Raw genomic sequence first — 24,960 nt, 5'->3', positions numbered from 1 at the left:
TAAAATAATAAAATTTTGTAATCGATGGTAAGATTGCTTACATTTGTGATATGTCTGCCTTAGAAAAATTCGGAGTAGAGATTTTTACGCAACGTAATATTTTCGAGAGAATTGCTGTCGATAAGCCTTTCCGTCCCGAAAATCCTGCATTTATTTTTATCAAATCCGGCACCATAAAATTGCGTCAGCACTTTAGCGATCTTGAGGTTTCTGCGAATATGTTTATGGTAACCGATCCTCAGACGATCTATGAAGTGGTATCTGTAACAGACGATTTCCAGTCGCGGATGGTTTCCTATAAAAGGGAATTTATCTCAGCTTTATCCTTAAAATTTAATAGATTAATTACTTACCGTTATTTCAGACAGCAGATGAATAAAGGAGTTCCCTTTCCTGAAGAGGAAATGGAAGTGGTCTGGAAGAGTGTCAATTTTCTGAAGTATATTCTTGATTCTGAAACTGAGATGCTGTACAAAAGAGAAATGGTAGAACACCTTTTTTCTGTTTTCTGCTATCAGATGGCGGGGATTATTTCTAAAGAGGACAATAATTCGATGAATCAGATGTCCAGACAGGAAGAGATTGTCTTTGTATTTCTTACTGATCTTTCCGAATATCACCTTACAGAAAGAACGGTGGAGTTCTATGCGGAGCGGCAATCGATTACAACCAGACATCTTTCATCAGTCGTAAAGTCTATTACGGGGAAGTCGGCAAGCCATATTATTGCCTTAATTGTCATAAATGAAGCAAAAGTGCTTTTAAACTCTTCCAACAAGTCGGTTTCAGAGATTTCTTCTACTTTAGGATTCAGTGATCAGTACTCTTTTTCACATTTCTTTAAGAAACATCTGGAAGTGAGTCCCAGACAGTACAGAAATCAGTTCGAAAATTAAAATATTACATTTGAACATCTTTTTCCAAAAATCAAGCATTTGATTGATTTTGTTGTTCACCTAACTTTGCATCTGTAAAACAAGGTAAAATGACAAAGCAAATAAAAACAGCACTATCAGTTCTGATAGCAGCTTTTCCTGCGCTGTTTTTTTCACAACAGATGAAACAGATGACCGCAGGTGAGGTGGCGGAACTTGCTGTTCAAAACCATCAGCAGCTCAAGGTCTCTGCGCAGAACATAGACATTGCAAAACAGAGTACGAATGTTGCTAAACTTCAGAAACTGCCTACTATCACGGCTTCTACAAGCCAATTCTATTTAGGTGATGCAGTAGCTATTGATAAAGATTTTTCAAATTCTACAAGGGTTCCGATGCCGCATTATGGAAGTTCTTATGCCGTACAGGCAACACAACTGATCTTTAAGGGAGGATTGGTGAATAAATCTATTGAAATGGCCGGACTTCGTGAACAGCTTTCTGAGTTGGATCTGGAGAAGAACAAACAGGATGTAAAATTTTTAGTGATTTCCAATTATCTGGATATATACAAGATCATCAATCAGGAAGAGGTTTTTCAGAATAACAAAAAGTTGGCTCAGGAACGTCTTAAGAATATCCAGAAGTTCTATCAACAGGGAATGGTGACCAGAAATGAAGTCATTCGTGGTGAACTGGCACTTAAAAATCTGGATCAGGGTATTCTGACCCTTTCAAACAATAAAAAAATCCTTAATTATAATTTAAATATTGCCTTAGGTTTATCTTCTGATACGGAAATTGTTCCAACTGAAAATTTAGAAAATAAAGAAGCAGGAATAGGAATGGATTATTATGTGAGCCTTGCCCATGACAGCAATCCAATTCTTAAATCTGCCCAAAAGAACATAGATGTTGCCGATAAGAACATTGAAATTATAAGAACAGATAATATGCCTACTATAGCGGGATTTGGTGGATATACCTTACAAAGACCGATTACTACAAGGAATCCTGTTCTGGATATGTATTCAGGAGGATGGCAGACGGGTGTATCTCTTAGTTATAATATAGATAATCTGTATAAAACAAAGGAAAAAGTAAAACTGGGAGAACTGCAAAAGAATCAGGCAAGTGATGCCATGACTCTGGTACAGCAAAATGTAGATATGGGAGTGAATGCAGCCTATACGAAATATCAGGAAGCTATTCAGCAGGCAGATATTCTGAATGATTCTAAAAGACTGGCGGAGGAAAACTACAAGATTACCGAAGCGAAATATCTGAATCAACTGGCTGTACAGGCGGAAATGATTGATGCCCAAAACCAGAAGCTGCAGTCAGAGCTGGATTACGCCAATGCAGAGATCAATGTTTTGTATCAATACTATAACCTTTTGAAATCTACAGGAACTCTTTAATTTTTAAAACTGAAAATCAACACAATGGAAAACAAGGAACAAACAACTCAAGATACAACTCCAACTCCGGCAAGACCAAGCGGAGATGGTAAGAAGAAGCAAAACAAGACCAACAAAATCAGAGCAATCATTTCTAATATTATCGTTTTTCTGGTTATTGGCTTTGGATTGTTTTGGTTAATACGCGAATACTTCCACATCGGAAATAAAACATATACAGAAGCAGCACAGGTAGAGGAGTTTATCAATCCTATCAATACAAGGGTTTCTGCTTATATTAAAGACATAAAATTCATAGAGCACCAAAGAGTGAAAAAAGGGGATACCTTGGTTATTCTTGATAATCGTGAGATTTTAACACAATTGGGACAGGCTGAAGCGGCTTATCAGAACGCAATCGCTCAAAAGTCTGCAACAAGTTCTTCTGTGAATACGGTTTCCAATAATATCAATGTGATGCAGTCTAATATTGCAGGAGCAAAAGCAAGACTTTGGAATGCTGAACAAAACTTAAACCGTTATAAGAATCTTTTAACTGCAGAAGCGGTGACGAGACAGCAATATGATCAGGTAAAAACAGAATATGATGCTCAGAAAGCTGCTTATGAAACATTAGTGAATCAAAAGCAGTCAGCTAATCTTTCCACTACAGAAGTAAAAAGTAGATTAGGAATTAATGATGCTGAGATTAACAGAACAAAATCTGCCTTGGATATGGCAAAAATTAATCTTTCTTATACTGTTATTACCGCTCCTTACGATGGGATAATGGGTAGGAGAACCATTTCTGAGGGACAATTGATTCAACCTGGACAACAAGTAGCTACTATTGTTCTAAATGGTCAAAAATGGGTAACTGCTAACTTCTTGGAAAGCCAGATGCCTCATATTAAAGTGGGCGAAAAAATAACAATGACAGCGGATGCTTTAGGAGGACAGAAATTTGAGGGTGTTGTTACTGCTGTTTCTGCGGCAACAGGATCAAGATATTCAAGCGTACCAACGGATAATTCAACAGGAAACTTCATTAAGGTACAGCAAAGAATTCCTGTAAGAATTGAGTTTACAGCTTCCAATAAAAAGGAAAATCTGGAGAAACTGAGTGCCGGGATGAACATGAATGTGAATATTAACTAAGTCAAAAGATACTAGATTTCAGACATCAGATTTCAGACTTAATGTAAGAGATTGATTATAAAAGTGATGATGTAGAGTCTGTTATCTGAGATCTGTAATTTCTAATCTATTTCTCAGACATCAGACTTAATGTAAGAGATTGATTATAAAAATGATGATGTAGAGTCTGTTATCTGAGATCTGTAATTTTTAATCTATTTCTCAGACATCAGATTTCAGACTTAATGTAAGAGGTTGATTATAAAAATGATGATGTAAAGTCTGTTATCTGAGATCTGTTATCTCTAATCTATTATCTAAAAAAACATGTACAACAAAGGATTATATAGCGATTGGGTACCAAAGCCCGTACAGCTTCTGCTGATTGTATTACTGCTTGCAGTGGTAATGCCTTTGGGTGGTGTGTATACGGGAAATATCAGTTATCTGGTAAGTGGTACCGGCGCAATGACGGAATATTTTATGTGGGCGAACTATGCTACTACAATCGGCATGGGGGCCTGTATGCCTATTGTTCTCAGAATGAAAATGAGATTTAAGGTGAGAGATAAAATGGTTGCCTTATTAGTGCTTTTAGGATTACTAAGCTACATCAATGCGACCACCTTACAACCTATGGTTTTTGTTTTCAGTTCCCTGCTTATCGGATTTATGAAAATGATGGTGACCATAGAACTGTTTTTACCACTTATGGTGATGATAGGAAACCGAGGAATGTTCTATGGAGTATTCTATACATTCGTTCTCGTAATGAATCAGGTGGCTGTTTATTATTCAGCTAAATTTGCACTCCTTTATAACTGGCAGCAATTTTATATTCTGACAGCTGTTTTATGCTTTATTCTGGCTCTTATACATTGGATTTTTATGCATGATAAGTATTTTGCACTGAAAGTACCTTTGCATTATATTGACTGGCTGAGTATACTACTTTTCATTTCCGCATTTATGTTTTCTGCCTATGTATATTCTTTCGGAAGACAACAGGATTGGCTGAACTCAAAGAATATTATCAGTGCCAGTATTGCAGCATTTGTAAGTTTTGCACTGCTTACCATCCGTCAGTTGACATTAAAGAGACCTTATCTTTCATTCAAGATTTTCACAAGAAATAATGTGCTGCATGGGCTGTTTATGCTATTCTGGTTGGGAATGTTTTTAGGGACCGCTACACTCCAGAATACGTTTGCAGTAGGAGTTTTGGGATATGATCTATTAACGAATGCTTGGTTAAGCATGCTGATGGTTCCGGGGATTGTTATTGCAGGAATTATTGCAATCTTCTGGTTCAAAAAAGAGAAACCATTGAAAATGTACATCTTTTCAGGATTTTCTGCCATGATGGGATATGCAATTATCATGTACTTTTCCATGGTTCTGGAATTCAATTATGAAAACTGGTACCTGCCCATGTTCCTGAAAGGTTATGGAATGTGTTCCCTGTTTATTTCAGTATGGTTTTATACACTGGATAAACTTGAGATGAATGACATGCTTGCTGCCATAGGATTAGTATTGGTATGGAGAACATTTTTGGCGGTTGGAATTTTCTCGGCAATATATTCATGGTTTCAATATCATTTTCAGGTCATCGCCATAGGAGACCTTGCTGTTTATATGGATGGTATGACGGTTTCTCCCCAAAATGTTGCCGCCAATATGAAAGCCATTCAGCTGAATGCAATTATTATAGCCAGTAAAAAAATATTTGGATATATTATTCTGGCAGGGGCCGGAGTATTACTGTATGTGATAACCCACCATTTTGGAGCAAAGCGTTTCCAATACTTCAGATTTGTAAGAGTGCTTAGTGGTAAATCTGTTATTGCGAGAAGAAGACTTCGTGAACGTAAAAAATTATTAGAAGAAATAAAAGATGCGGCCGGGCCTGCGATGTAAAAATACCTTGTTTTTCACTAGTAAAATCCTGGATCTTCATTAGACCGGGATTTTACGTTTTGTAGTTGATATCAAGCTATAGTTAACATAATTTTTTATAGAAATACTGAAAAATTTCATCTTTTGCTATTTTTATTGCTTCTAAATAAGAATTATCTTTGCCGGATTATAAAACTTTGATTTGAAGGAATGAAAAAGCAGTACGCATTCATAGGTCTGTTAGCATCGGGATTATTCTTTTCCCAAACAGTGAAAGACTCTATTGCCTCTAAAGGTATTGATGATGTTGTCATCGTGGCATCCAGAAAACCTACAAAAATCTCTGAAATTCCAGGGACAGTTTGGGTAGTACAAAAAGAAAAAATTCAGGAACAAGCTAAAAGTGGAGTTCCCATCAAGGAGATGTTATCCATTCTTATTCCAAGTATGGATATCGGTCCTCAGGGAAGAACCAACTACGGACAAAATATGAGAGGTCGTTCAGCCTTGGTAATGATAGACGGGGTTTCATTGAACAGTATCCGTGCCATCAGCCGCCAGCTGGATGCCATAGACCCATTTAATATTGAAAGAATCGAGGTGCTTTCAGGGGCAAGCTCTATCTATGGAGGAAATGCAACCGGTGGTATCATCAATATCATTACAAAAGCACCATCCAAAAAAGGAATCAGCGGAGAAACCGAACTTGGAGTACGTACAGGTTTTATGGGAAAAGATGACCATGATTTCCGTGCTGCACAATCTATTGCTGGAAAAGGAGAGAAATTCTTCGGGCGATTGGGAGTGGCCTACCAACAAAATGGTGGAGTATATGGAGCTGATCAGAAACAGCTTTTTACAGATATTACACAAACCGATCTTCAGTATAACCAATCCATCGATATCCTTGCAACCGGAGGATATCAGTTCAACAATAAACACAAAATAACAGCTTCACTTCAGTATTACAATTCCAAGTTTAATGGAGATAAAAGCTTGTATTTGGGAGAAAACCTGAGCGCTTTCACTACAAAAAAAGGAAGTTTGCTGGAAATGAGAGATGGCTTTTCATCCGATAAAAACGTAGGAACAGAACGTTATATGGGAACAGTTACCTATAACGGAAACGGAATTCTTGGCGGGCAGGATTTATACATTCAATTTGCCACCCGAGGTGAGAAACTTGGATTTTACCCTTTTCCGGGTAATGTAGCCGTTAGTGCTGTGGACAAAATTGCGTATATGTCTTCTTCACAGCAAGATACCTACTATTCAGGAATAAAAGCTTTATTATCAAAATCATGGAGAGGATTAAACGTTACCTATGGAACCGACATTGATTTTGAAAGATTTGAAGGAAATCAATCGGTTTATAATATTGCTAAAACAATGTCTAGCGGCGGATTGATTAATGAAACACAATACAGATTAGGCAGATACCCTACCAACCATTCACAAAGCTATGCAGGATATGTTCAGGCAAAATATAACATTCTTCCTAAATTACAACTTAATGCCGGAGTTCGTTATCAGCATATGAATGTGAAAATGGATGATTTTGTAGGATCTGAGCAGCAAACACAGGTGGCAATGGGATATGGAAAATCTGCATCTGCCATTCCAGGAGGGGAAAGTTCCTATAATGTAACATTGGCCAATGCCGGATTGCTATATAAAATCAACGAGCAACACCAGGTTTGGGGAACATTCTCGCAAGGAGCTAGCTTAGCAGATCCCGCTAAATTCTATGGAATCGGAAAATACGCATTGAATGGAGGAAACTGGGATGTTATCTCAAGTATCAACGTAAAAGAACAACCTTTACAAGCCATCAAGACGAATCAGTTTGAAATGGGATATCGTGTGAATAAGGGCGGATTAAGAGCGCAGGTTGCTGGATTTTTAAGCACATCGGATAAAACTGTTACAGTGGATAGAAAGACATTCCAGATTCTTGTCAACGATTTAAAATTAAGAAACATGGGAATTGAGGCAGAGATCTCTTATTCCTTAAATAATGGTGTTTATTTCGGAGCAAGTGGACTTTTAATAAAGTCTGAGGTAGATAACAAAGGTGAGTGGCAGAAGCAGGATATTTCCAGTGCTTCACCATCAAAATTGGTTACTTATATCGGGTATAATGTGAAAAACTGGTCGTTCAGATTCCAGTCATTGCAAAACTTCAAGCAAAAAGATGAACTTAATAACGTCGTTGAAGGATACAATACTTCAGACCTTATGATGGGATACCGATTCAATTGGGGAAAATTCAATCTGGGTATTCAGAATGTATTCAATACAGATTACCAAACGATCTGGAGCAAGCGTTCACAGGTTTTATATTCCAGCTACGGAATTCCTGAACTGTTCAACTACAAAGGAAGAGGAAGAACATTCAACCTGTCTTATACCTTTGAATTTTAAAAAAATAAGGTTAGGGTGAAGCCTTAATCTGAATTCAATACTTTCTACAAATCCGGTTCCGATTAATATCAGAACCGGATTTTATATTTAATAAACTCAAAATCCAAAACTTTGAACTTTAGCAGTGGAAGCCGTATCTTTGCCACTATGAAAGATTTAATGGGCAGAGCAATCTGGGATTACTATCACAATGAAAATCCTGAAGACCTGCAGACTGAAACATCAATTTCTGAACTGGATGAACTTCCTGTTGACTATTTATTCAGAGATTTTGAGGAAATGAATGCTATTGAGCAAAAAGCTCTCCAGCTTTCCAAAGGAAAAGTGTTGGATATTGGAACCGGAGCAGGTTCTCATGCATTATATCTTCAAAATGAGGTCAATCTTGACGTTCTGGCATTGGATATCTCCCCGAAATCTATTGAAGTTTGTTCGTTAAGAGGAATTAAAAAGGCTGTATGTGAAAATATCCTGAACTTTTCAGGAGAAACTTTTGATACCATTTTATTATTGATGAATGGTACCGGAATTTTTGAGGGACTTTCTAAAATTGATACTTATCTTCAAAAATTAGGAACATTATTGAATGAAAATGGCCAGATTTTGATTGATAGCACAGATATTCTTTATATGTTTGATCGTGATAAAGATGGAGGAGTGTATATTCCTGCCGGTGGTTATTACGGGGAACTAGAATATGTGGTTCATTATAAAGGAGAGTCTGAAGCTCCCATTACATGGCTTTACCTGGATTTCAATACTTTGAAGAACGCCGCTGAAAATAACGGGTTTACAATAGAAAGAATACTTAAGGATGAGGATGCCTATCTGGCAAAACTGACTAAGAGATAATTTAAAAATAATCCCTGATCGTTTATGGTAATCAAAAAGGTTATGATAACACAGATGAGGGTAGAAAAAATAGATGAAGCTGCTCTGTAGGGCAGCTTTTTATGTATAAAACAATATTCCTTTTAAATAATTGATAAAAAAAGAGACCACCCAAAGGCAGTCTCATTATATATTAAATCATAAAAGATTATCCGATCTCAATACCGTTTTCAACATTGCTGTCATCTGGTGTTACGAAAGATAGTTTTCCATCAGGTTTAGTTGTTAATAACAACATTCCCTGAGATTCAATTCCTCTGATTTTTCTTGGGGCAAGGTTCAATAAAATCATTACCTGCTTGCCAATAAGTTCTTCAGGAGTAAAACTTTCTGCAATTCCTGAAACCACAGTTCTTACGTCTACACCTGTATCTACAGTAAGTTTTAGTAATTTGTCTGCTTTTTCTACTTTTTCAGCTTCCAGAATAGTAGCTGTTCTAAGATCTATTTTAGTAAAATCATCAAAAGTGATCTCGTCTTTCATTGGGTTTGCGTTAGGGTTTGTTTTTTTATTGTTTTGTTTTGTGTCTTCAAGCTTTTGAATCTGAGCTTCAATAACATCATCTTCGATTTTTGAGAAAAGAAGAGATGATTCATTGATTTTGTGACCCGTTTCAATTAAAACAGATTGAGTTTCAACATCATTCCAGCTTTTCTTTTCAACATTGAACATATTCAATAACTTTTCAGAGCTGAAAGGCATGAACGGTTCACATAACTGAGCCAAAGCAACTGCAATTTGTGCTCCTACAAATAAAGATTGTGCTGCTTTCTCAGGATTATCCTTAATGGTCTTCCAAGGCTCTTCTGTCTGAAGGTATTGGTTTCCAAATCTTGCAAGGTTCATTAGTGCAGATAAAGCGTTTCTGAACTCATAGTTGTCTAGGAATCCTGAAATTTCGTTTGCAGCTTTATTAATTTCCTTTAATTCCGGACTGTTTACATCTCCCTGAGGAATAACTCCATCATAGTATTTATGAACAAGAACAGCCACTCTATTGATAAAGTTTCCGAAGATTCCTACCAATTCAGAATTATTCTTCGTCTGGAAATCTTTCCATGTAAAGTTATTATCCTTTGTTTCAGGAGCTGATGAAAGAAGTGCATATCTTAAAACATCCTGTTGGCCAGGGAAGTCTTCCACATATTCGTGCGCCCAAACTGCCCAGTTTCTTGAAGTTGAGATTTTGTCATTTTCAAGATTCAGGAATTCAAATGCAGGAACATTTTTCGGCATGATGTAGTCTCCGTGGGCTTTCATCATGGCTGGGAAGATGATACAGTGGAATACAATATTGTCTTTTCCGATGAAATGTACAAGGTCACTGCTTTCACTTTGCCAGTAATCTTTCCAGTCTTTTCCGTTTTTCTCAGCCCATTCTTTAGTAAAGGAAATATATCCGATAGGTGCATCAAACCAAACATAAAGTACTTTTCCTTCAGCATTTGGAAGAGGAACCGGAACTCCCCAGTTCAGGTCTCTTGTCATGGCACGAGGCTTCAAACCATCGTTCAGCCAAGATTTTACCTGTCCGTAAACATTCGGTTTCCAGTCGTCCTTATGACCCTCAATGATCCATTCATTTAAGAAGTCTTCGTATTCATTTAAAGGAAGGTACCAGTTTTTGGTTTCCTTAAGGATAGGAACATTTCCGCTTAGCATGGACTTCGGGTTGATCAGCTCTGACGGAGATAGGGTAGAACCACATTTCTCGCACTGATCACCATAAGCATTCTCGTTGCCACAGTTCGGGCAGGTTCCTACGATATATCGGTCTGCAAGAAATTCTCCCGCCTGTTCATCAAAATACTGCTCAGAAATTTCTTCAGTAAATTTCCCTTTTTCATATAAAACCTTGAAGAAATCCTGGCTGGTCTCATAATGATTCTTGGAAGTTGTTCTTGAATATTCATCGAATGAAATTCCAAGATCAGAAAAAGATTTTTTAATGATCCCGTGATATTTGTCAACAATATCCTGAGGAGTAACTCCTTCTTTTTTGGCTCTTATAGTAATAGGAATACCATGTTCATCCGAACCACAGATAAACGCTACATCTTTTCCTAATCTTCTTTGAAATCTTGCGTAAACATCCGCAGGAATATAGACACCTGCCAAATGCCCTATATGAACCGGTCCGTTTGCATAAGGCAAAGCTGCCGTAATCATCTTTCTGTTTGACATTTATAGTAAAGTTTTGACTGCAAAGATAAGGATTATCTCTTGAATACCGCTCTTTGAGGTGTTATTATGACCAATCTTCCTGTTTTTTAGCTTTGATTATGAATTTAAGTTAAACGGTTGTTTAACTTATTGTGAACTCAAAACAAATATTATGCAACGCATAGCATCGTGTAAGCTATTGATGGATAAAAAACTAACTAAAATGCGTTTCGTAATATACATAATTTTATCTTAAATTATATTAAAATTATGATAATTCTATTTTTTTTTTAAATTGCAACGCTGGCCAAGGGCTAGAAACAAGACTGAAAACGAAACTATAAAAATAAGATTGTGAAGAATTTTACAACGGTATTAAAAATAGCGCCTGCTTTTTTACTGGCAAGTACAGTAATGCACGCGCAGACCAAGGACTCTATTCCTCAGGAAAAAAAGATTGAGGAAGTTGTACTGATAGGGTATGGTAAACAGAAGAAAACGGACCTTACGGGATCTATTACTTCTGTAACGGCCAAGGACTTTAATGGTGGTGCAACTTCTGCAGGTCAGCTTATTCAGGGTAAAACCCCCGGAGTACAAATTACAAATAGTAGTGGTGCTCCCGGTTCCGGAACTAAAATAAGGATTAGAGGTACATCTTCTTTAAATGGTGAAAACTCACCTTTAATTGTAATTGATGGTGTTCCACAGGATTTTACCGGGGTAAATGGAGCATCAGATCCATTATCCCTTATCAATCCGAATGACATTGAAAGCTTTGATATTCTTAAAGACGCTTCGGCTACAGCTATTTATGGTAATAGGGCATCTAATGGGGTAATTTTGATTACAACGAAAAAGGGAACAGCAGGAAAGTTCAAAGTGAATTTTTCAACTGTAACTTCGGTTTCCACAAAGATGGATAATGTGAATGTTCTTGATGCTAATTCCTATAGGTCTTTTGTAAATGAACTTGCAAAAACAAATCCATCAGTTGCTACCAATGAATCCAGATTGGGGACGGCTAATACCAATTGGCAGAATCAGATCTATCAGAAAGCTTGGGGAACAGATAATAATTTAGCATTTTCTGGTGGAGTGAAGTGGTTACCATACCGTTTATCCATTGGATATAATGATCAGAATGGTATTGTAAAAACTAATTCATTTAAAAGAACTTCTGTGGGATTAAATTTGAATCCTAAGTTTTTTGATAATCATTTGACGGTAAACATTAACGCTAAAGGAACTTTTACTGATAATAGATTTAATGATGATAAAGTCATAAAGTCTGCTACTTATTTTGATCCTACACAACCTATTTATTCTGGAAATCCGGCATATGGTGGTTTTTATGAATGGACAGATCCTAATAACAATATAACTGGGCTTAATGTAAATGGTACTTCAAACCCTTTAGGACTTTTAAATGGGGTGCATGATGTTGCTTCCGTATGGAGGGGGTTAGGAAACATTCAGTTAGATTATAAACTACATTTTTTACCGGATTTGCATGTGAATGTAAATGCTGGTTATGATTATTCTAAGAGTAACGGAGCGAAAACCGTAAGTCCTATCTATAGAGCTGGAATCAGTGATTTGGGGACCTACAATCAATATACAATGGAGAAGAAAAATAAGTTGTTGGAGACTTATTTGAGCTATTTAAAAACCATAAATTCTATATCTACAACAGTAGATCTTACTGCGGGTTATTCTTATCAAGATTTTAATACCATTATTCCGGGATCAACTACATTTAAAGGAAGAGGACAAAATACATTTACTAATGATTTTGAAACCAAAAATGTATTATTATCATTCTATGGAAGAGGTATTTTTACAATTGCTAATAAATATATTGTTTCTGCCTCTATAAGAAGAGACGGATCTTCCAGATTCTATAATGGCACAACAAGTAATGTTTGGGGTAACTTCCCGGGAGTATCCGTTGCATGGAAAATTAATGAAGAAAATTTCCTGAAAGATTCAGGAATCAAGGTTTTAAAACTAAGAGCAGGTTGGGGAAAAACAGGGCAGCAGGAGCTTCCTACGTTAGATACCAATAAACCAAGAAATTATCCGTCTTATGCTGCTTATAATTTAAGTTCCAGCGGAGCAGAGTATCAATTCGGGGATCAGTTTTATTTTATGATGAGACCTGAGATTTACAATCCAAATTTAAGTTGGGAGATTACAACAACAAAAAATGCAGGTATTGATTTTGGTTTTGCAAACAACAGAATTACTGGTTCCATCGATGTTTATCAAAAAGATACAAAGGACCTTATTGTAGATTCGCCAATTGCAGCAGGTGACTTAAGTAATCACAACCTTCTGAATGTAGGAAATATGCAAACAAAAGGTATAGAAGCCTCTGTTACCATTGTTCCTATTAAAAAAGAAAATACAACTTGGGAAGTATCATTTAATGCAACCCATTACAAATCTAAAATTACCAAACTTATTAATGGTGCAGATTCTTCCTACAGAATTTTAGTAGGAGGAATTGATGGAGGTGTTAATAATACTATCCAGGCTCATACTGTAGGCCGTCAGCCTAATGCTTTCTATGTATTCCAACAGGTTTATGATGCTAGTGGGAAACCATTGGATGGGATATATGTAGATAGAAATAACGATGGTAAGATTGATGTAAATGACAGATATTATTATAAGTCTACACAACCTGATGCAATTATAGGATTTAATACTAAATTTTCTCACAATAACTGGGATATTGGTTTAAGTGCAAGAGCGGTATTAGGAAATTATGTATATAATAATGCTGCCTCTAACAGCTCAATTCAATCATTAACAACCAATAATTATCTGCAAAATGTATATTCTACTGCTGCAGAATACAAGTTCACAAGTCCTCAGTATTTTTCTGATATTTTTGTTGAGAATGCTTCTTTCTTAAGATTAGACAACATCAATGCAGGGTACAATTTTAAAGACCTTTTCTATAAAGGGAGTAATGTAAGAGTGTATGCAATGCTGCAAAACGTATTTGTAATTACCAAATATTCAGGGATAGATCCTGAAGTATTCGGAAATATAGACAATGGTTATTATCAAATGCCAAAAGTATATTCTTTAGGATTTAACTTTCAATTTTAAGAGAAATGAAACAATTTAAAACAAATATAATAGCTGTTGCTGCCTTATTCAGTATTCTTACTGCAACATCTTGTGTTAATGATCTAGAACAACAGCCAATTACGGATGTAACTTCTGCAAGTGTATTTACAGATTTTGCAAATTATCCAATGGCTTTAGCGAAAATTTATGGTGGCTTTGCCAACGGAGGACAGAATGCTAACGGAGGTAACTCGGATATTAATGGTATTGACGGAAACTTTTCACAATATACAAGAGTATTATATACCTTACAGACACTTCCCACAGATGAAGCCGTAATTGCATGGAATGACGGTACCCTTCAGACTATCCATAAAATGACCTGGGATTCTTCCAGTGAGTTTGTAGAAGGAGCATACTATAGAATTTTTACGCAAATTGCTACAAGTAATGAATTCCTGAGAAATGTAACAGATGAAAAATTAGCATCCAATAATATTACAGGTACTAATTTAAATGAGGCTAAATATATGAGAGCTGAGGTAAGGTATCTAAGAGCGTTATCTTACTATTATGCATTGGACTTGTTTGGGAATGTTCCATTTGTAGACGAAAGTTATTTGCCAGGATCTATAAATCCACCTAAAAGGATTACACGTGCAGAGCTTTTTAATTTTATTGAAAATGAACTTCTAGCAGTAGCAGGAGAATTGAAAGATCCTAAAGCAAATGTTTACGGAAGAGTAGATAAAGCAGCAGCATGGTCCTTATTGGCTCGTTTGTATCTCAATTCACAGGTGTATAATGGCTCCAATCATTATACAGACTGTATTACTTATTGCAATAAAGTAATAGGGGCAGGATATTCTTTGAAAACTAAATATGCAGATCTATTCCTTGCGGATAATGATAAAAATAATCCAGAAGTGATACTTCCGGTTGCTTTTGATGGAGTTCATATTCAAACATCAGGAGGTACTACTTATCTTATTCATGCTGGTGTAGGAGGAAGTATGCCTGCCTCAAGCTTTGGAATCAGTGGAGGCTGGGGAGGTTTAAGAACCACTAAAGCTTATGTGAATTTGTTTGCAGGATCACCTTCTGACCAGAGAGGGAATTTCTATACAGATGGTCAAAACCTTGAGATAAATGATCTTGGTGTCTTTACAGATGGTTACGCATTTGTTAAATATAAAAATATGACAAGTGCAGGCAATCCAGGATCTGATGCTTCAGGAAACTTCTGTGATACAGATGTTCCTTTATTCAGGTTAGCGGACATTTATCTAATGTATGCAGAAGCTACCTTGAGAGGCGGCGGAGGAGGAAATGCTGCTACTGCGCTTGGATATGTAAACGCCTTGAGAGCCCGTGCAGGAGCTTCCACAGTTGCTTCCATAAATACAGATTATATATTAGACGAAAGAGGTAGAGAGCTTGGCTGGGAAATGACAAGAAGAACAGACCTTATCCGTTACGATAAATTTACAACAGCGTCCTATGTTTGGCCTTGGAAAGGAGGCGTGAAAGAAGGAAAAGCAGTAGAAAGCTATAGAAATCTTTTCCCAATTCCGGCTAAAGATATTATTGCAAATCCTAATTTGATTCAAAATCCTGGTTATTAATTTAAAATATTGCTTGAAAATGAAAAATATATTTAAAATATTAGCAATAGCTTTTGTAGGAATATGGCTTGTTTCTTGTGAAAAAGATGAAGACAGAGCAATACTGGGAAATCCGTCTGTATCTAGTCTTGCATCTGATAAAACAAGTTTGGTCCTAATTAAAGATAATGCTGCACAGTCTGCGGTTACTTTCAATTGGAAAGCCCCAGATTATGGTGTTGCGGTTGCTCAGAAGAATCAGCTTCAGATTGCTGTTAAAGGAACAAACTTTGCCAGCCCTAAAAATATAGCTTTAAATGATGGAGCTTCCAAAGTAACATTTACCGTTGCTGAAATTAATGACTATGTACAAGATGCAGGTTTAGTCCCAGAGGTGGCAGCTGATGTTGAAGTTAGGCTTTCTTCAAAACTAGGAGAAAATACCGCCATTACTTCAAACGCAGTCACCATTACAGTTACACCTTATATGACGGCTTTTCCGTCATTCTATCTAGTAGGAGATGCTTCTTCTGTGGGCTGGAGTGAGGTGAATGCACAGCTGTTGTATAAAAAAGATAACTTCTCAACTATTTATACTTATCTGGAAAACGGTAAAACTTTCAGATTCTTAGGTCAGCAGGGTTGGGATCCTAAAAATTACAGCTTGGATGCAGCAGGAATAAAAACTGAAAATAAGTATTTTAAAACCTGGTCTCCTAATTTGGTGGCTGCTCCGGCTGAAAATATTCAGTTCAATGGGCCTACAGGGATGTATAAAATAGTTATTGATGCTGATGCTACGCAAAAGTCAATTACAGTTTCTCCATCTCCACTTAATAATTGGAATCCTGCTAATTTATACATCGTAGGTACAGTTAATGGTTGGGATTCAGGTACAGCCATTCCAATGAGTAATTTAGGAAATGGAAAATTTGAGTACACCGTTGCTCTTCCTGCAGCTTCTGAATTCAAGTTTTTGGGTCAGCAGAGCTGGGGAGAATTAGATTGGGGGAATATAACAACAGATGGAAACACTGGGTATATTGGACCGAAAGGAAGCAATGGAAATATCAAATTTGATGGTACGGGAGGTACCTATAAAATTACTGTAGATTTAAAACTAGGAGTCTACACAATAAAACCATTATAATACATTAAGTTTAATTATAAAAGCAAAGTGCTGCTTTACCGCAGCACTTTATCTATTTTTTTAAGTTAATAAATAGTCATTATGAAGAAAATTACAGTTGGAGCCCTTTTGCTCTCAATGATGTTAGGTGTGAATGCACAGTCTTTAAAATCGCCGGACGGTAAGTTTGAAATGAACTTCCAGTTAAAAGATGGAGTTCCTTTCTATAATCTGAAATACAACGGTGCGGTGGTAGTTGAAGATTCAAAATTGGGACTGAGATTATTTAAAGACACAGCCATAAAATTTGCTTCCGGAATTGCAAAGCCGGAGGATGCAAAATTCGATTTGAATAACGGTTTTGCTAAGGTAGATGAAAAAAGAGACTCTAAAAATGAGACGTGGCAGCCGATTCTTGGAGAAAAGAAAAATTATATCAACCATTATAATGAATTAGCTCTTACGCTGAATCAGGCTTCTACAGACAGGAGTATTGTAGTGAAATTCAGATTGTTCAATGATGGTCTTGGATTCAGATATGAATTTCCACAGCAGAAAAATCTTAATTATTTCGTAATCAGAGAAGAAGATTCAGAAATTGATTTCCCTACAGATATGAAAGCATGGTGGCTTGTAGCAGACTATGATTCTCAGGAATATCAATATCAGGAGTCAAAAGTTTCTGAAATTCCTGCAAAATGGGATAAAGCTTACGATGCCAATGCCTCTCAGACTTTAGTGAAGAATGCGGTTCAGTCTCCTTTAATGCTTAAAAAAGAAGGAAAAGAACCTTTGTATATTAACGTTGCTGAAGCAGCTGTATTGGATTATCCGGCTTCCCATTTGGAAGTAGATGCGCAGAACTTCAAGTTTAAAACCCATTTAACAGCAGACAGACAAGGTGCAAAAGGATACATTCAGACTCCGTCAGTAACCCCATGGAGAACCATTATCGTTGCTCCAAAGGCAGAACAGGTGATGGATTCCAAAATGATCTTTAACCTTAACGAACCTACAAAATATAAAGACACTTCCTACATTCACCCTACAAAATACATGGGAGTTTGGTGGGAAATGATCATCGGAAAATCCCAGTGGGCTTATTCTACAGCAGAAAACGTGCATGTAGACAAAACTGATTTTGGGAAGTTAACTCCGAACGGAAAACATGCTGCTAATAATACTAAAGTTAAAGAATATATCGACTTTGCAGCAGAAAACGGATTCCAGGGATTATTGATCGAAGGTTGGAATATCGGTTGGGAAGACTGGTTCGGACATTCTAAAGAATTTGTTTTTGACTTCATTACTCCTTACCCGGATTTTGATATCAAAATGTTGAACGAATATGCACACTCCAAAGGAATTAAGCTAATTATGCACCATGAAACTTCAGGTTCTGCAACGAACTACGAAAGATGGGCAGACAAAGCCTTCCAAACCATGAATAAATATGGTTATGATGCTGTGAAAACAGGATATGTAGGAGATATAATCCCTAGAGGAGAGCATCATTATTCTCAATGGACAATTAACCATTACTATAGAATTGCTGAAAAAGCTAATGAATATAAAATCATGGTTAACTCTCACGAGTCTGTGCGTCCTACAGGAGAAAGCCGTACTTATCCGAACTACATTTCTGCAGAAGCTGCTCGTGGAACAGAGTATGAAGCTTTTGGAGGTAACAAACCGGATCACCAAACTGTACTTCCATTTACAAGATGGATGGGAGGTTCAATGGATTATACACCGGGAATTTTCCAAACGAAGCTAGATTATTATTTCCCTGGAGATAAGCGTTTTGTGAAAACTACATTAGCAAAACAGCTTGCCTTATATGTAACAATGTATATGCCTCTTCAGATGGCGGCAGACCTTCCTGAGAACTATAAAAAACATATGGATGCATTCCAGTTTATCAAGGATGTAGCAGCAGATTGGGATGATACGAAAATCTTATCAGCAGAACCAGGTGACTATGTAATTACAGCGAGAAAAGCAAAAGGTACTGAAAACTGGTTTGTAGGAGGTATTACCGATGAAAATAAACGTGAATATACCGTTGATTTCTCGTTCTTAGACAAAGGAAAAAAATATGAGGCAACCATTTATGAAGATGGAAAAGATGCCGATTATATTGATAATCCTCAAAGCTATAATATCTACAAAAAAGAGATTAACAGCAAGTCCAAAATTAATTTTAAAATGGTGAGAAGTGGCGGATTCGCAATTTCTATTAAGCCGGTAAAATAATTTTAAAAGCCACAATAAAATCGCCCCGATCATGATCGGGGCGATTTGTTTTTGAGAAAATAATTTAATTCCTGCTATAGATTTATTTATCTGAATATTCAAATTTTGGTTCTGAAGACACCTCTTCCATTACCGTCGGAGTCTTCTTTGTTATTTTTTCTTTGTATTCCTTTTGATACTGTTTTACCGTTTTTCCTGTGCCGTCATGTCTCCATCCCGGAGAATAAAAGAGATATTGAATTCGATTCTTGAAAGATAGACCAGGTTGTCTGAGGTCTTTTCCTATTCTTCGCCATTCATAAAACAAGACAGTTGCCGGATCCTTGGACTTCATTTTAGGGTAAATACCATACTTCACAGGAACCTCAGGATCTTCCTTTTCAAATGTTCCAAAGATTTTATCCCAGATAATCAATCCCATTCCCATATTACGGTCAAGATATTTGATATTGCAGGCGTGATGTACGCGATGATGCGAAGGGGTTACTAAAAAATATTCCAGAAAACCCATGCTCTTAATAGATTGCGTGTGTACAAAAGTACCATAGATCTGTATGGAGGAATAAGCAACCATAACATGCAATGGATGGAAGCCTACAAACGCAAGCGGAGAAAAGAACAAATATCTGTACAAAGGCTGAAATACAGGACTTCTGAAACCTGTCGTGATATTGAAATAATCAGAATTATGATGAGTAATGTGCACCGCCCAGAAAACACGAGAGTGATGGTCTACATAATGGTGAACATAATAAGCAAAGTCCTGAGCGAGAAATACCGCAATCCAGTACCATATTCCAACTTCCCAATCAAAAATACGATAATGATAAAAGAACATCATGACAAACATGGAAAATCCTTTCATGATAATGTCCAGGCTATAATTTAAAAGGGCAAAAAGAACATTCGTGGCCACATCTTTAGTTTCGTAAAGCTTCTCCTTATTAAAGTGGCTATAGGCCATTTCTATAAAAATGATAGCCGCAAATACGGGAATAGTCCAGGTATAAACAATATCCGGCCCATCACTTTCGAATAGTTTATTAAAATCAAACATTTTTTCTGTAAAATTAAAAATTAAATAGATAAAAAGTGTTATTTTTAGATTAAATATTCTTTTTACAAAGCAGTTTTTTGAGATATTGATAAAAAAGATAGGCGTGATTGTGAAATATTATCATTATCTCCAATAATTATTGTCTTGATATTCATTAATCAATAGTTTAAAATCCCGATTAATAAAAGAGAATTCTAACAATTATTTTGTAATAACTCTTAAAATTTTTTCGTAATTTGCTCCTAAGTTGTTCATTGCTAAATTGTTGTAATAATCTATGTAACAATCTGTTTTTCAGTGTGATGAATTCTGTTTTTTAATGCAGCTTCATGATATACAACTAATTATTAAATTGAAGACGAAGACTAAGTTATGAGAAAAATATATGTGCTTTTGGCCCTTTCAGCTGCTTCAATAGCTTTTTCACAATCCAAAGTATTGGAAAAAGTAGAACCAGCTTTCTGGTGGAAAGGAATGAAAAATCCTGAACTTCAAATCCTTGTGTACGGAAAAGGAATTGCTAATAATGAAATCAGTCTCTCAGACGGAATTCAAATTAAAGACATCCAAAAGGTAGAAAATCCGAATTATGTTTTTATCACGGTTAATACCAATGAAATCAATGTTCCCAAGTTTACAATTACGATTAAAAAAGATAAAAAAAATCTGGGCTCCTATAAATATGAGCTGAAACAGAGAAACCCAGGGTCCGCAGACCGCGAATCTTACACCTCAAAAGATGTGATGTATTTGATTATGCCGGATCGTTTTGCCAATGGAGATGAAAAAAATGATTCCACTCCTGAGCTTGCAGAAAAGGCTGATCGAAGTTTGCCCAACGGCAGACATGGTGGCGACTTGCGCGGGATTATGAATAATCTTGACTATATCCAAAATCTGGGTGCAACAGCAGTCTGGTTAACCCCTGTAAACGAGGATAATGAGAAAGTATATTCTTATCATGGGTATGCCCAAACAGACCTGTATAAAATTGATGCCCGCTACGGAACCAATGAAGACTACAAAACTCTTTCCAAGGAATTAAACAAAAGAAATATGAAGCTGGTGATGGATTATGTAACCAATCACTGGGGGATTTCTCATTGGATGATCAAGGATCTCCCTACGAAAGACTGGATTCACTGGTTTAAAGAAGGAGAAAATGGTTTCAAAAGATCCAATTATAAAACATCATCACAGTTTGATACCAACGCTTCAGAAATTGATAAAAAATATGCCCTGGATGGGTGGTTTGATTCTACAATGCCTGATATCAACCAAAAAAATCCATTGGTTTTAAAATATTTAACTCAAAATGCAATCTGGTGGATAGAATATGCCGAATTGGGAGGTTTTCGGGTAGATACCTATCCTTACAATGATAAGGAAGCAATGGCAAAATGGGCCAAGGCGATTACCGATGAATACCCTAAATTCAATATTGTAGGGGAGTCATGGTTATATACCGCAGGACAAATTTCAGCGTGGCAAAAGAATTCCAAAACTGGGGAAGCAGCAGGATACAATTCCAATCTACCGTCTGTAATGGATTTTATGTTATTTGCAGACATGCCTAAAGCTTTTAAAGAAAAACAAGATTGGGATACCGGTCTAATAAGGCTTTATGACTCCTTTAGCAGCGACTTCCTTTATCCGGATATTAATAATGTAATGGTATTCTTTGAAAATCATGACACTGAGAGATGGAATGAAATTTTCAATGCAGATCCGAGCGTTTATAAAATGGGGTTAACCTTGATTTCAACTGTTCGTGGAATTCCACAGATCTATTACGGATCGGAAGTAGGAATGCGGGGCGATAAGAAAAAAGGAGGCGATGCCGATATCCGAAGGGATTTTCCCGGAGGTTGGAAATCAGATAAACAAAGCGCATTCAATCCATCAACACAAACTCCTGAGCAAAAAGAATTTTATCAATTTACACAGAAATTACTGAACTGGAGAAAGGGCAAAGAGGTGATTCATACCGGTAAAACTAAAAATTTCGTTCCTAAAGATGGGGTCTTTACTTATTTTAGATATAATGACAAGGAAAGTGTAATGGTTGTCATCAACAATAATACAAAAGATCAGACGTTAGACTTAAAATATTTTGAAGAGTCATTAAAAGGATTCTCCAAAGGAAAAGAGGTTATTTCAGGAAAAGAATTCATGTTACAGAATAACATGACAATTCCTGCTAAGACCTCATTGATCATTGAACTTGAAAAATAAATAATACCTATGAGAAAATTAATAACTGTTCATACATTCATCCTGTTTTTATTAGGATTTTCAATGCTTTCAGCACAATCAGGCAAAGCTTTTGAAAAAGAAAAATCAGAGATCGGTACAATGCTGGATGCCTTTAACGTTGCTGCTGCAAAAGCAGATTATACAACTTATTTCAATTATTTTGCTGACGAATCTACATTTATAGGAACAGATGCCACTGAAATCTGGAATAAAAAGGAGTTCATGGTTTGGGCAAAACCATATTTTGATAAAAAGAAAACCTGGAATTTCACCTCTCTTAAAAGAAATATCTATTTCAGTAAAGACGGAAAACTGGCTTGGTTTGACGAATTATTGGATACCCAAATGAAAATTTGTCGTGGATCAGGTGTTGTAGAAAAAATTAATGGAAGCTGGAAAGTAAAACAATATGTTCTTTCTATGACCGTTCCGAATGATGTAGTAGATAAAGTTGTAGTTGAAAAAGCACCCATAGAAGATGTATTAATCCAAAAACTGAAGTCATAATGGCGGTAATGGACGGGAGATATGCAGATGGTTCATCTGGGAAAAGAATAAAACCTAACCTTTCCATGCTGCAAATCATTAATATGAGCATGGGATTTTTAGGAATCCAAATGGCGTTTGGACTACAGAACGGAAATGCAAGCCGTATTCTTGGTAATTTAGGAGCAGATGTTCATGAGTTATCGTGGTTTTGGTTGGTGGCTCCCATTACAGGTTTGATCGTTCAGCCTATTATCGGGCATATGGGAGATAATACCTGGAGCCCGTTGGGAAGACGAAAGCCTTATTTCTTAATTGGCGCTGTTTTGTGTGCCATAGGATTGGTTTTACTTCCAAATGCAGCTTCCGTAACCCAAATGTTTGCTGCAAATGCCTTGCTGTTAGCCGTAATTTTTCTTGCCATGATGGATGCATCCGTAAATATTGCCATGGAGCCCTTTAGAGCCCTGGTTGGTGATATGCTTCCGAAGCATCAGGGAACAATTGGATTTTCAGTTCAAACCATTTTGATCGGAATAGGAGCCGTGCTGGGTTCTTATTTGCCGGATTGGTTGACAAAGCTTGGAATTTCTAATGAAGCCCCCAAAGGCTTTGTTGCAGATAATGTAATTTATTCCTTTTATGTGGGAGCTGTACTGCTGATAATATCCATTTTATATACCATCATTACGACCAGAGAATATTCTCCACAAGAATTTGCTGAGTTTGAAGACGGAAAAGAAGCAGAACCTGAAAAATCAAAATTTTCAGATATCTTCAAAGACTTTGCGACCATTCCTGTTCAAATGAAAAAGCTTGGAATTGTTCAGTTCTTCTCATGGTTTGCATTATTTACCATGTGGGTATTTACCACCAGTGCGCTCGCAACTCATCATATGGGGCTGTCTCCGGAGGATACACACTCCAAGGCATTCAATGATGCCGGAGATTTAACAGGGAAACTCTTTGGAATGTATAATCTTTGGGCAATTCCTTTTGCGTTTTTATTAACTCCCATAGCAAAGTGGATCGGTAAAAAACAAACCCATGCTTTAGCCTTATTATGTGGAGGGCTGGGACTGATTTCCATGTATTTTATCAAGGATGTAAATAATCTATGGGTTTCAATGATCGGACTGGGATTTGCCTGGGCAAGCATCCTGGCAATGCCTTATGCCATGCTTATTGAAGTGATTCCGCAAAGAAAAATGGGTGTTTATATGGGAATATTCAATTTCTTTATTGTTATTCCGCAGATCATCAATGGTTTATTCGGAGGACCAATTGTAAGTGGTGTTTTTGGTAAGCAGGCAATGGATTATGTAGTGGTAGGAGGTGTTTGCATGCTGATTGGAGCTGTAGTCACCATGATTTTCGTTAAGTCAGACAACGAAACCCCTAAAGAAATTGCAGAAGAGATTAAACAAGTGCACTTTTAGTTAAAAGTATTATTGCATATAGAAAATAAAATAATAGAATTAATATTCAATAGGAGCGGGCTTTAGCCCGCTTTCTCTTTAATTATTTATCAATTGGCTTTAGCCAAAACTTATTTATATTTATAATCTTCTAAAAAAGGTTAAACCCCAATAAGTTAATTAAATTAGTATTTTTAATCACTTATTTAAATCAAAATAATAAAAGATGTCAGAGATTGAAGAACCGAATAAGTCCGATGACCTTGGATTTACCCAAGAAGAGTTGCTTGAATATGATAAACATGTAAATTTTTATTATACAAATATTATAAACTCACTAATTCTGTATACCTATAGTGTGGAACAATTAGATGAAATGGCTCCGGTTTTAATAGATCCATTAACGGAGCTATATGAAGAACTGGATTATGCATTTTTACCGGTTTTATTTGAAACAGTATTTAGAAACAAACTAATAGATGAGTCTCTTAAGTCCGAACTTTTAATGTTTAAAAAGAAAGTGGATGATATCCCTGTGGAAATTTGGGATTGGGAGTTTCTGGATACCAATGAAATCTGGAAAAATATAAAGATTGATGCTGATGAACTACTAAATAAACTAAATATAGAAACACGAAATTATAATACGGATTATACCACTATACTTTATAAAAACAAATAAGAATTTCCTATTGAAAATAGGATAATAATTTCTCTTAGATTTCGTAGATGTTTACAACTACTTTATATAACCTGCTCAATTTGCTCACTCTGTAAGAAAAAACAATATCCAACCTGAAATTTTATAAAAGATAAAATCCTTGTGGCTTAAAAGCATAAAGGATAAATCAATTGCGCCTTTGCGTAATCTAATTTATCA

Annotated in this window: 16 protein-coding genes; 14 read left to right on the top strand and 2 right to left on the bottom strand. The window is 36.3% G+C overall.

Annotation, left to right across the window (positions count from 1 at the left end; all coding sequences use genetic code 11):
• Window positions 1-50: 50 nt before the first annotated feature.
• The 6 genes from C7D53_RS09925 (at window position 51) to C7D53_RS09900 (ending at window position 8,587) form a co-directional block, all read left to right on the top strand.
• Window positions 51-896: a helix-turn-helix domain-containing protein gene (locus C7D53_RS09925; RefSeq protein ID WP_106916289.1), complete on the top strand. Its 846-nt coding sequence runs from the start codon at window positions 51-53 to the stop codon at window positions 894-896.
• Between the two features lie 89 nt (window positions 897-985).
• On the top strand, window positions 986-2,296 hold the full coding sequence (locus C7D53_RS09920) for a TolC family protein (RefSeq protein ID WP_106916287.1): 1,311 nt from the start codon (window positions 986-988) through the stop codon (window positions 2,294-2,296).
• Window positions 2,297-2,320: 24 nt separating this feature from the next.
• Window positions 2,321-3,433: an HlyD family secretion protein gene (locus C7D53_RS09915; protein ID WP_106916285.1), complete on the top strand. Its 1,113-nt coding sequence runs from the start codon at window positions 2,321-2,323 to the stop codon at window positions 3,431-3,433.
• A gap of 306 nt (window positions 3,434-3,739) precedes the next feature.
• On the top strand, window positions 3,740-5,332 hold the full coding sequence (locus C7D53_RS09910; protein WP_106916283.1) for an MFS transporter: 1,593 nt from the start codon (window positions 3,740-3,742) through the stop codon (window positions 5,330-5,332).
• Between the two features lie 189 nt (window positions 5,333-5,521).
• Window positions 5,522-7,735, top strand: coding sequence for a TonB-dependent receptor (locus tag C7D53_RS09905; protein ID WP_106916282.1), 2,214 nt, complete (start codon window positions 5,522-5,524; stop codon window positions 7,733-7,735).
• A 147-nt stretch (window positions 7,736-7,882) separates the two neighbouring features.
• Window positions 7,883-8,587 (top strand): class I SAM-dependent methyltransferase, encoded by a 705-nt coding sequence (locus tag C7D53_RS09900; protein WP_106916280.1) that lies wholly within the window; start codon window positions 7,883-7,885, stop codon window positions 8,585-8,587.
• A gap of 187 nt (window positions 8,588-8,774) precedes the next feature.
• On the opposite strand, the gene metG is transcribed toward C7D53_RS09900, so the two are convergent.
• Window positions 8,775-10,811 (bottom strand): methionine--tRNA ligase, encoded by a 2,037-nt coding sequence (metG, locus tag C7D53_RS09895; RefSeq protein WP_106916278.1) that lies wholly within the window; start codon window positions 10,809-10,811, stop codon window positions 8,775-8,777.
• A 333-nt stretch (window positions 10,812-11,144) separates the two neighbouring features.
• On the opposite strand from metG, the gene C7D53_RS09890 reads away from it, so the two are divergent.
• The 4 genes from C7D53_RS09890 to C7D53_RS09875 all read left to right on the top strand — a co-directional run bounded on the left by C7D53_RS09890 (window position 11,145) and on the right by C7D53_RS09875 (window position 18,863).
• Window positions 11,145-13,913 (top strand): SusC/RagA family TonB-linked outer membrane protein, encoded by a 2,769-nt coding sequence (locus C7D53_RS09890; RefSeq protein WP_106916276.1) that lies wholly within the window; start codon window positions 11,145-11,147, stop codon window positions 13,911-13,913.
• Between the two features lie 5 nt (window positions 13,914-13,918).
• Window positions 13,919-15,499 carry a RagB/SusD family nutrient uptake outer membrane protein gene (locus C7D53_RS09885; RefSeq protein ID WP_106916274.1) on the top strand — a complete coding sequence of 527 codons (1,581 nt, stop codon included), beginning with the start codon at window positions 13,919-13,921 and terminating at the stop codon, window positions 15,497-15,499.
• Between the two features lie 19 nt (window positions 15,500-15,518).
• Complete coding sequence (locus C7D53_RS09880; RefSeq protein ID WP_106916272.1) at window positions 15,519-16,628, top strand: SusE domain-containing protein; 1,110 nt, start codon at window positions 15,519-15,521, stop codon at window positions 16,626-16,628.
• Between the two features lie 81 nt (window positions 16,629-16,709).
• Window positions 16,710-18,863 (top strand): glycoside hydrolase family 97 protein, encoded by a 2,154-nt coding sequence (locus C7D53_RS09875; protein WP_106916270.1) that lies wholly within the window; start codon window positions 16,710-16,712, stop codon window positions 18,861-18,863.
• 82 nt (window positions 18,864-18,945) lie between these two features.
• Here C7D53_RS09875 and C7D53_RS09870 read toward each other — a convergent pair whose 3' ends face one another.
• Window positions 18,946-19,920, bottom strand: a complete 975-nt coding sequence (locus C7D53_RS09870; RefSeq protein ID WP_106916268.1) for a sterol desaturase family protein — start codon at window positions 19,918-19,920, stop codon at window positions 18,946-18,948.
• Window positions 19,921-20,292: 372 nt separating this feature from the next.
• Here C7D53_RS09870 and C7D53_RS09865 point away from each other — a divergent pair, with 372 nt between their 5' ends.
• The 4 genes from C7D53_RS09865 (at window position 20,293) to C7D53_RS09850 (ending at window position 24,762) form a co-directional block, all read left to right on the top strand.
• Window positions 20,293-22,155 carry a glycoside hydrolase family 13 protein gene (locus tag C7D53_RS09865; protein ID WP_106916266.1) on the top strand — a complete coding sequence of 621 codons (1,863 nt, stop codon included), beginning with the start codon at window positions 20,293-20,295 and terminating at the stop codon, window positions 22,153-22,155.
• A 9-nt stretch (window positions 22,156-22,164) separates the two neighbouring features.
• Window positions 22,165-22,683 (top strand): nuclear transport factor 2 family protein, encoded by a 519-nt coding sequence (locus C7D53_RS09860; RefSeq protein WP_106916264.1) that lies wholly within the window; start codon window positions 22,165-22,167, stop codon window positions 22,681-22,683.
• A complete protein-coding gene (locus C7D53_RS09855) occupies window positions 22,683-24,101 on the top strand; it encodes an MFS transporter (protein WP_106916262.1) in 1,419 nt (472 codons plus the stop codon). Before C7D53_RS09860 ends, C7D53_RS09855 begins: the two co-directional genes overlap by 1 nt.
• Before the next feature lie 205 nt (window positions 24,102-24,306).
• The gene (locus C7D53_RS09850) at window positions 24,307-24,762 is read left to right on the top strand and encodes a hypothetical protein (protein WP_106916260.1); all 456 of its coding nucleotides are present in this window, start codon (window positions 24,307-24,309) and stop codon (window positions 24,760-24,762) included.
• Window positions 24,763-24,960: the final 198 nt, after the last annotated feature.

This window comes from Chryseobacterium aurantiacum (assembly GCF_003020585.1).
Taxonomy (GTDB): domain Bacteria; phylum Bacteroidota; class Bacteroidia; order Flavobacteriales; family Weeksellaceae; genus Chryseobacterium; species Chryseobacterium aurantiacum.
This window is presented reverse-complemented; position numbering and strand designations above follow the sequence as displayed.

Coding starts and splice junctions, on each gene's coding strand:
- C7D53_RS09925 (WP_106916289.1), top strand. CDS start 51: ATGTCTGCCTTAGAAAAATTCGGAGTAGAGATTTTTACGCAACGTAAT.
- C7D53_RS09920 (WP_106916287.1), top strand. CDS start 986: ATGACAAAGCAAATAAAAACAGCACTATCAGTTCTGATAGCAGCTTTT.
- C7D53_RS09915 (WP_106916285.1), top strand. CDS start 2,321: ATGGAAAACAAGGAACAAACAACTCAAGATACAACTCCAACTCCGGCA.
- C7D53_RS09910 (WP_106916283.1), top strand. CDS start 3,740: ATGTACAACAAAGGATTATATAGCGATTGGGTACCAAAGCCCGTACAG.
- C7D53_RS09905 (WP_106916282.1), top strand. CDS start 5,522: ATGAAAAAGCAGTACGCATTCATAGGTCTGTTAGCATCGGGATTATTC.
- C7D53_RS09900 (WP_106916280.1), top strand. CDS start 7,883: ATGAAAGATTTAATGGGCAGAGCAATCTGGGATTACTATCACAATGAA.
- metG (WP_106916278.1), bottom strand. CDS start 10,811: ATGTCAAACAGAAAGATGATTACGGCAGCTTTGCCTTATGCAAACGGA.
- C7D53_RS09885 (WP_106916274.1), top strand. CDS start 13,919: ATGAAACAATTTAAAACAAATATAATAGCTGTTGCTGCCTTATTCAGT.
- C7D53_RS09880 (WP_106916272.1), top strand. CDS start 15,519: ATGAAAAATATATTTAAAATATTAGCAATAGCTTTTGTAGGAATATGG.
- C7D53_RS09875 (WP_106916270.1), top strand. CDS start 16,710: ATGAAGAAAATTACAGTTGGAGCCCTTTTGCTCTCAATGATGTTAGGT.
- C7D53_RS09870 (WP_106916268.1), bottom strand. CDS start 19,920: ATGTTTGATTTTAATAAACTATTCGAAAGTGATGGGCCGGATATTGTT.
- C7D53_RS09865 (WP_106916266.1), top strand. CDS start 20,293: ATGAGAAAAATATATGTGCTTTTGGCCCTTTCAGCTGCTTCAATAGCT.
- C7D53_RS09860 (WP_106916264.1), top strand. CDS start 22,165: ATGAGAAAATTAATAACTGTTCATACATTCATCCTGTTTTTATTAGGA.
- C7D53_RS09855 (WP_106916262.1), top strand. CDS start 22,683: ATGGCGGTAATGGACGGGAGATATGCAGATGGTTCATCTGGGAAAAGA.
- C7D53_RS09850 (WP_106916260.1), top strand. CDS start 24,307: ATGTCAGAGATTGAAGAACCGAATAAGTCCGATGACCTTGGATTTACC.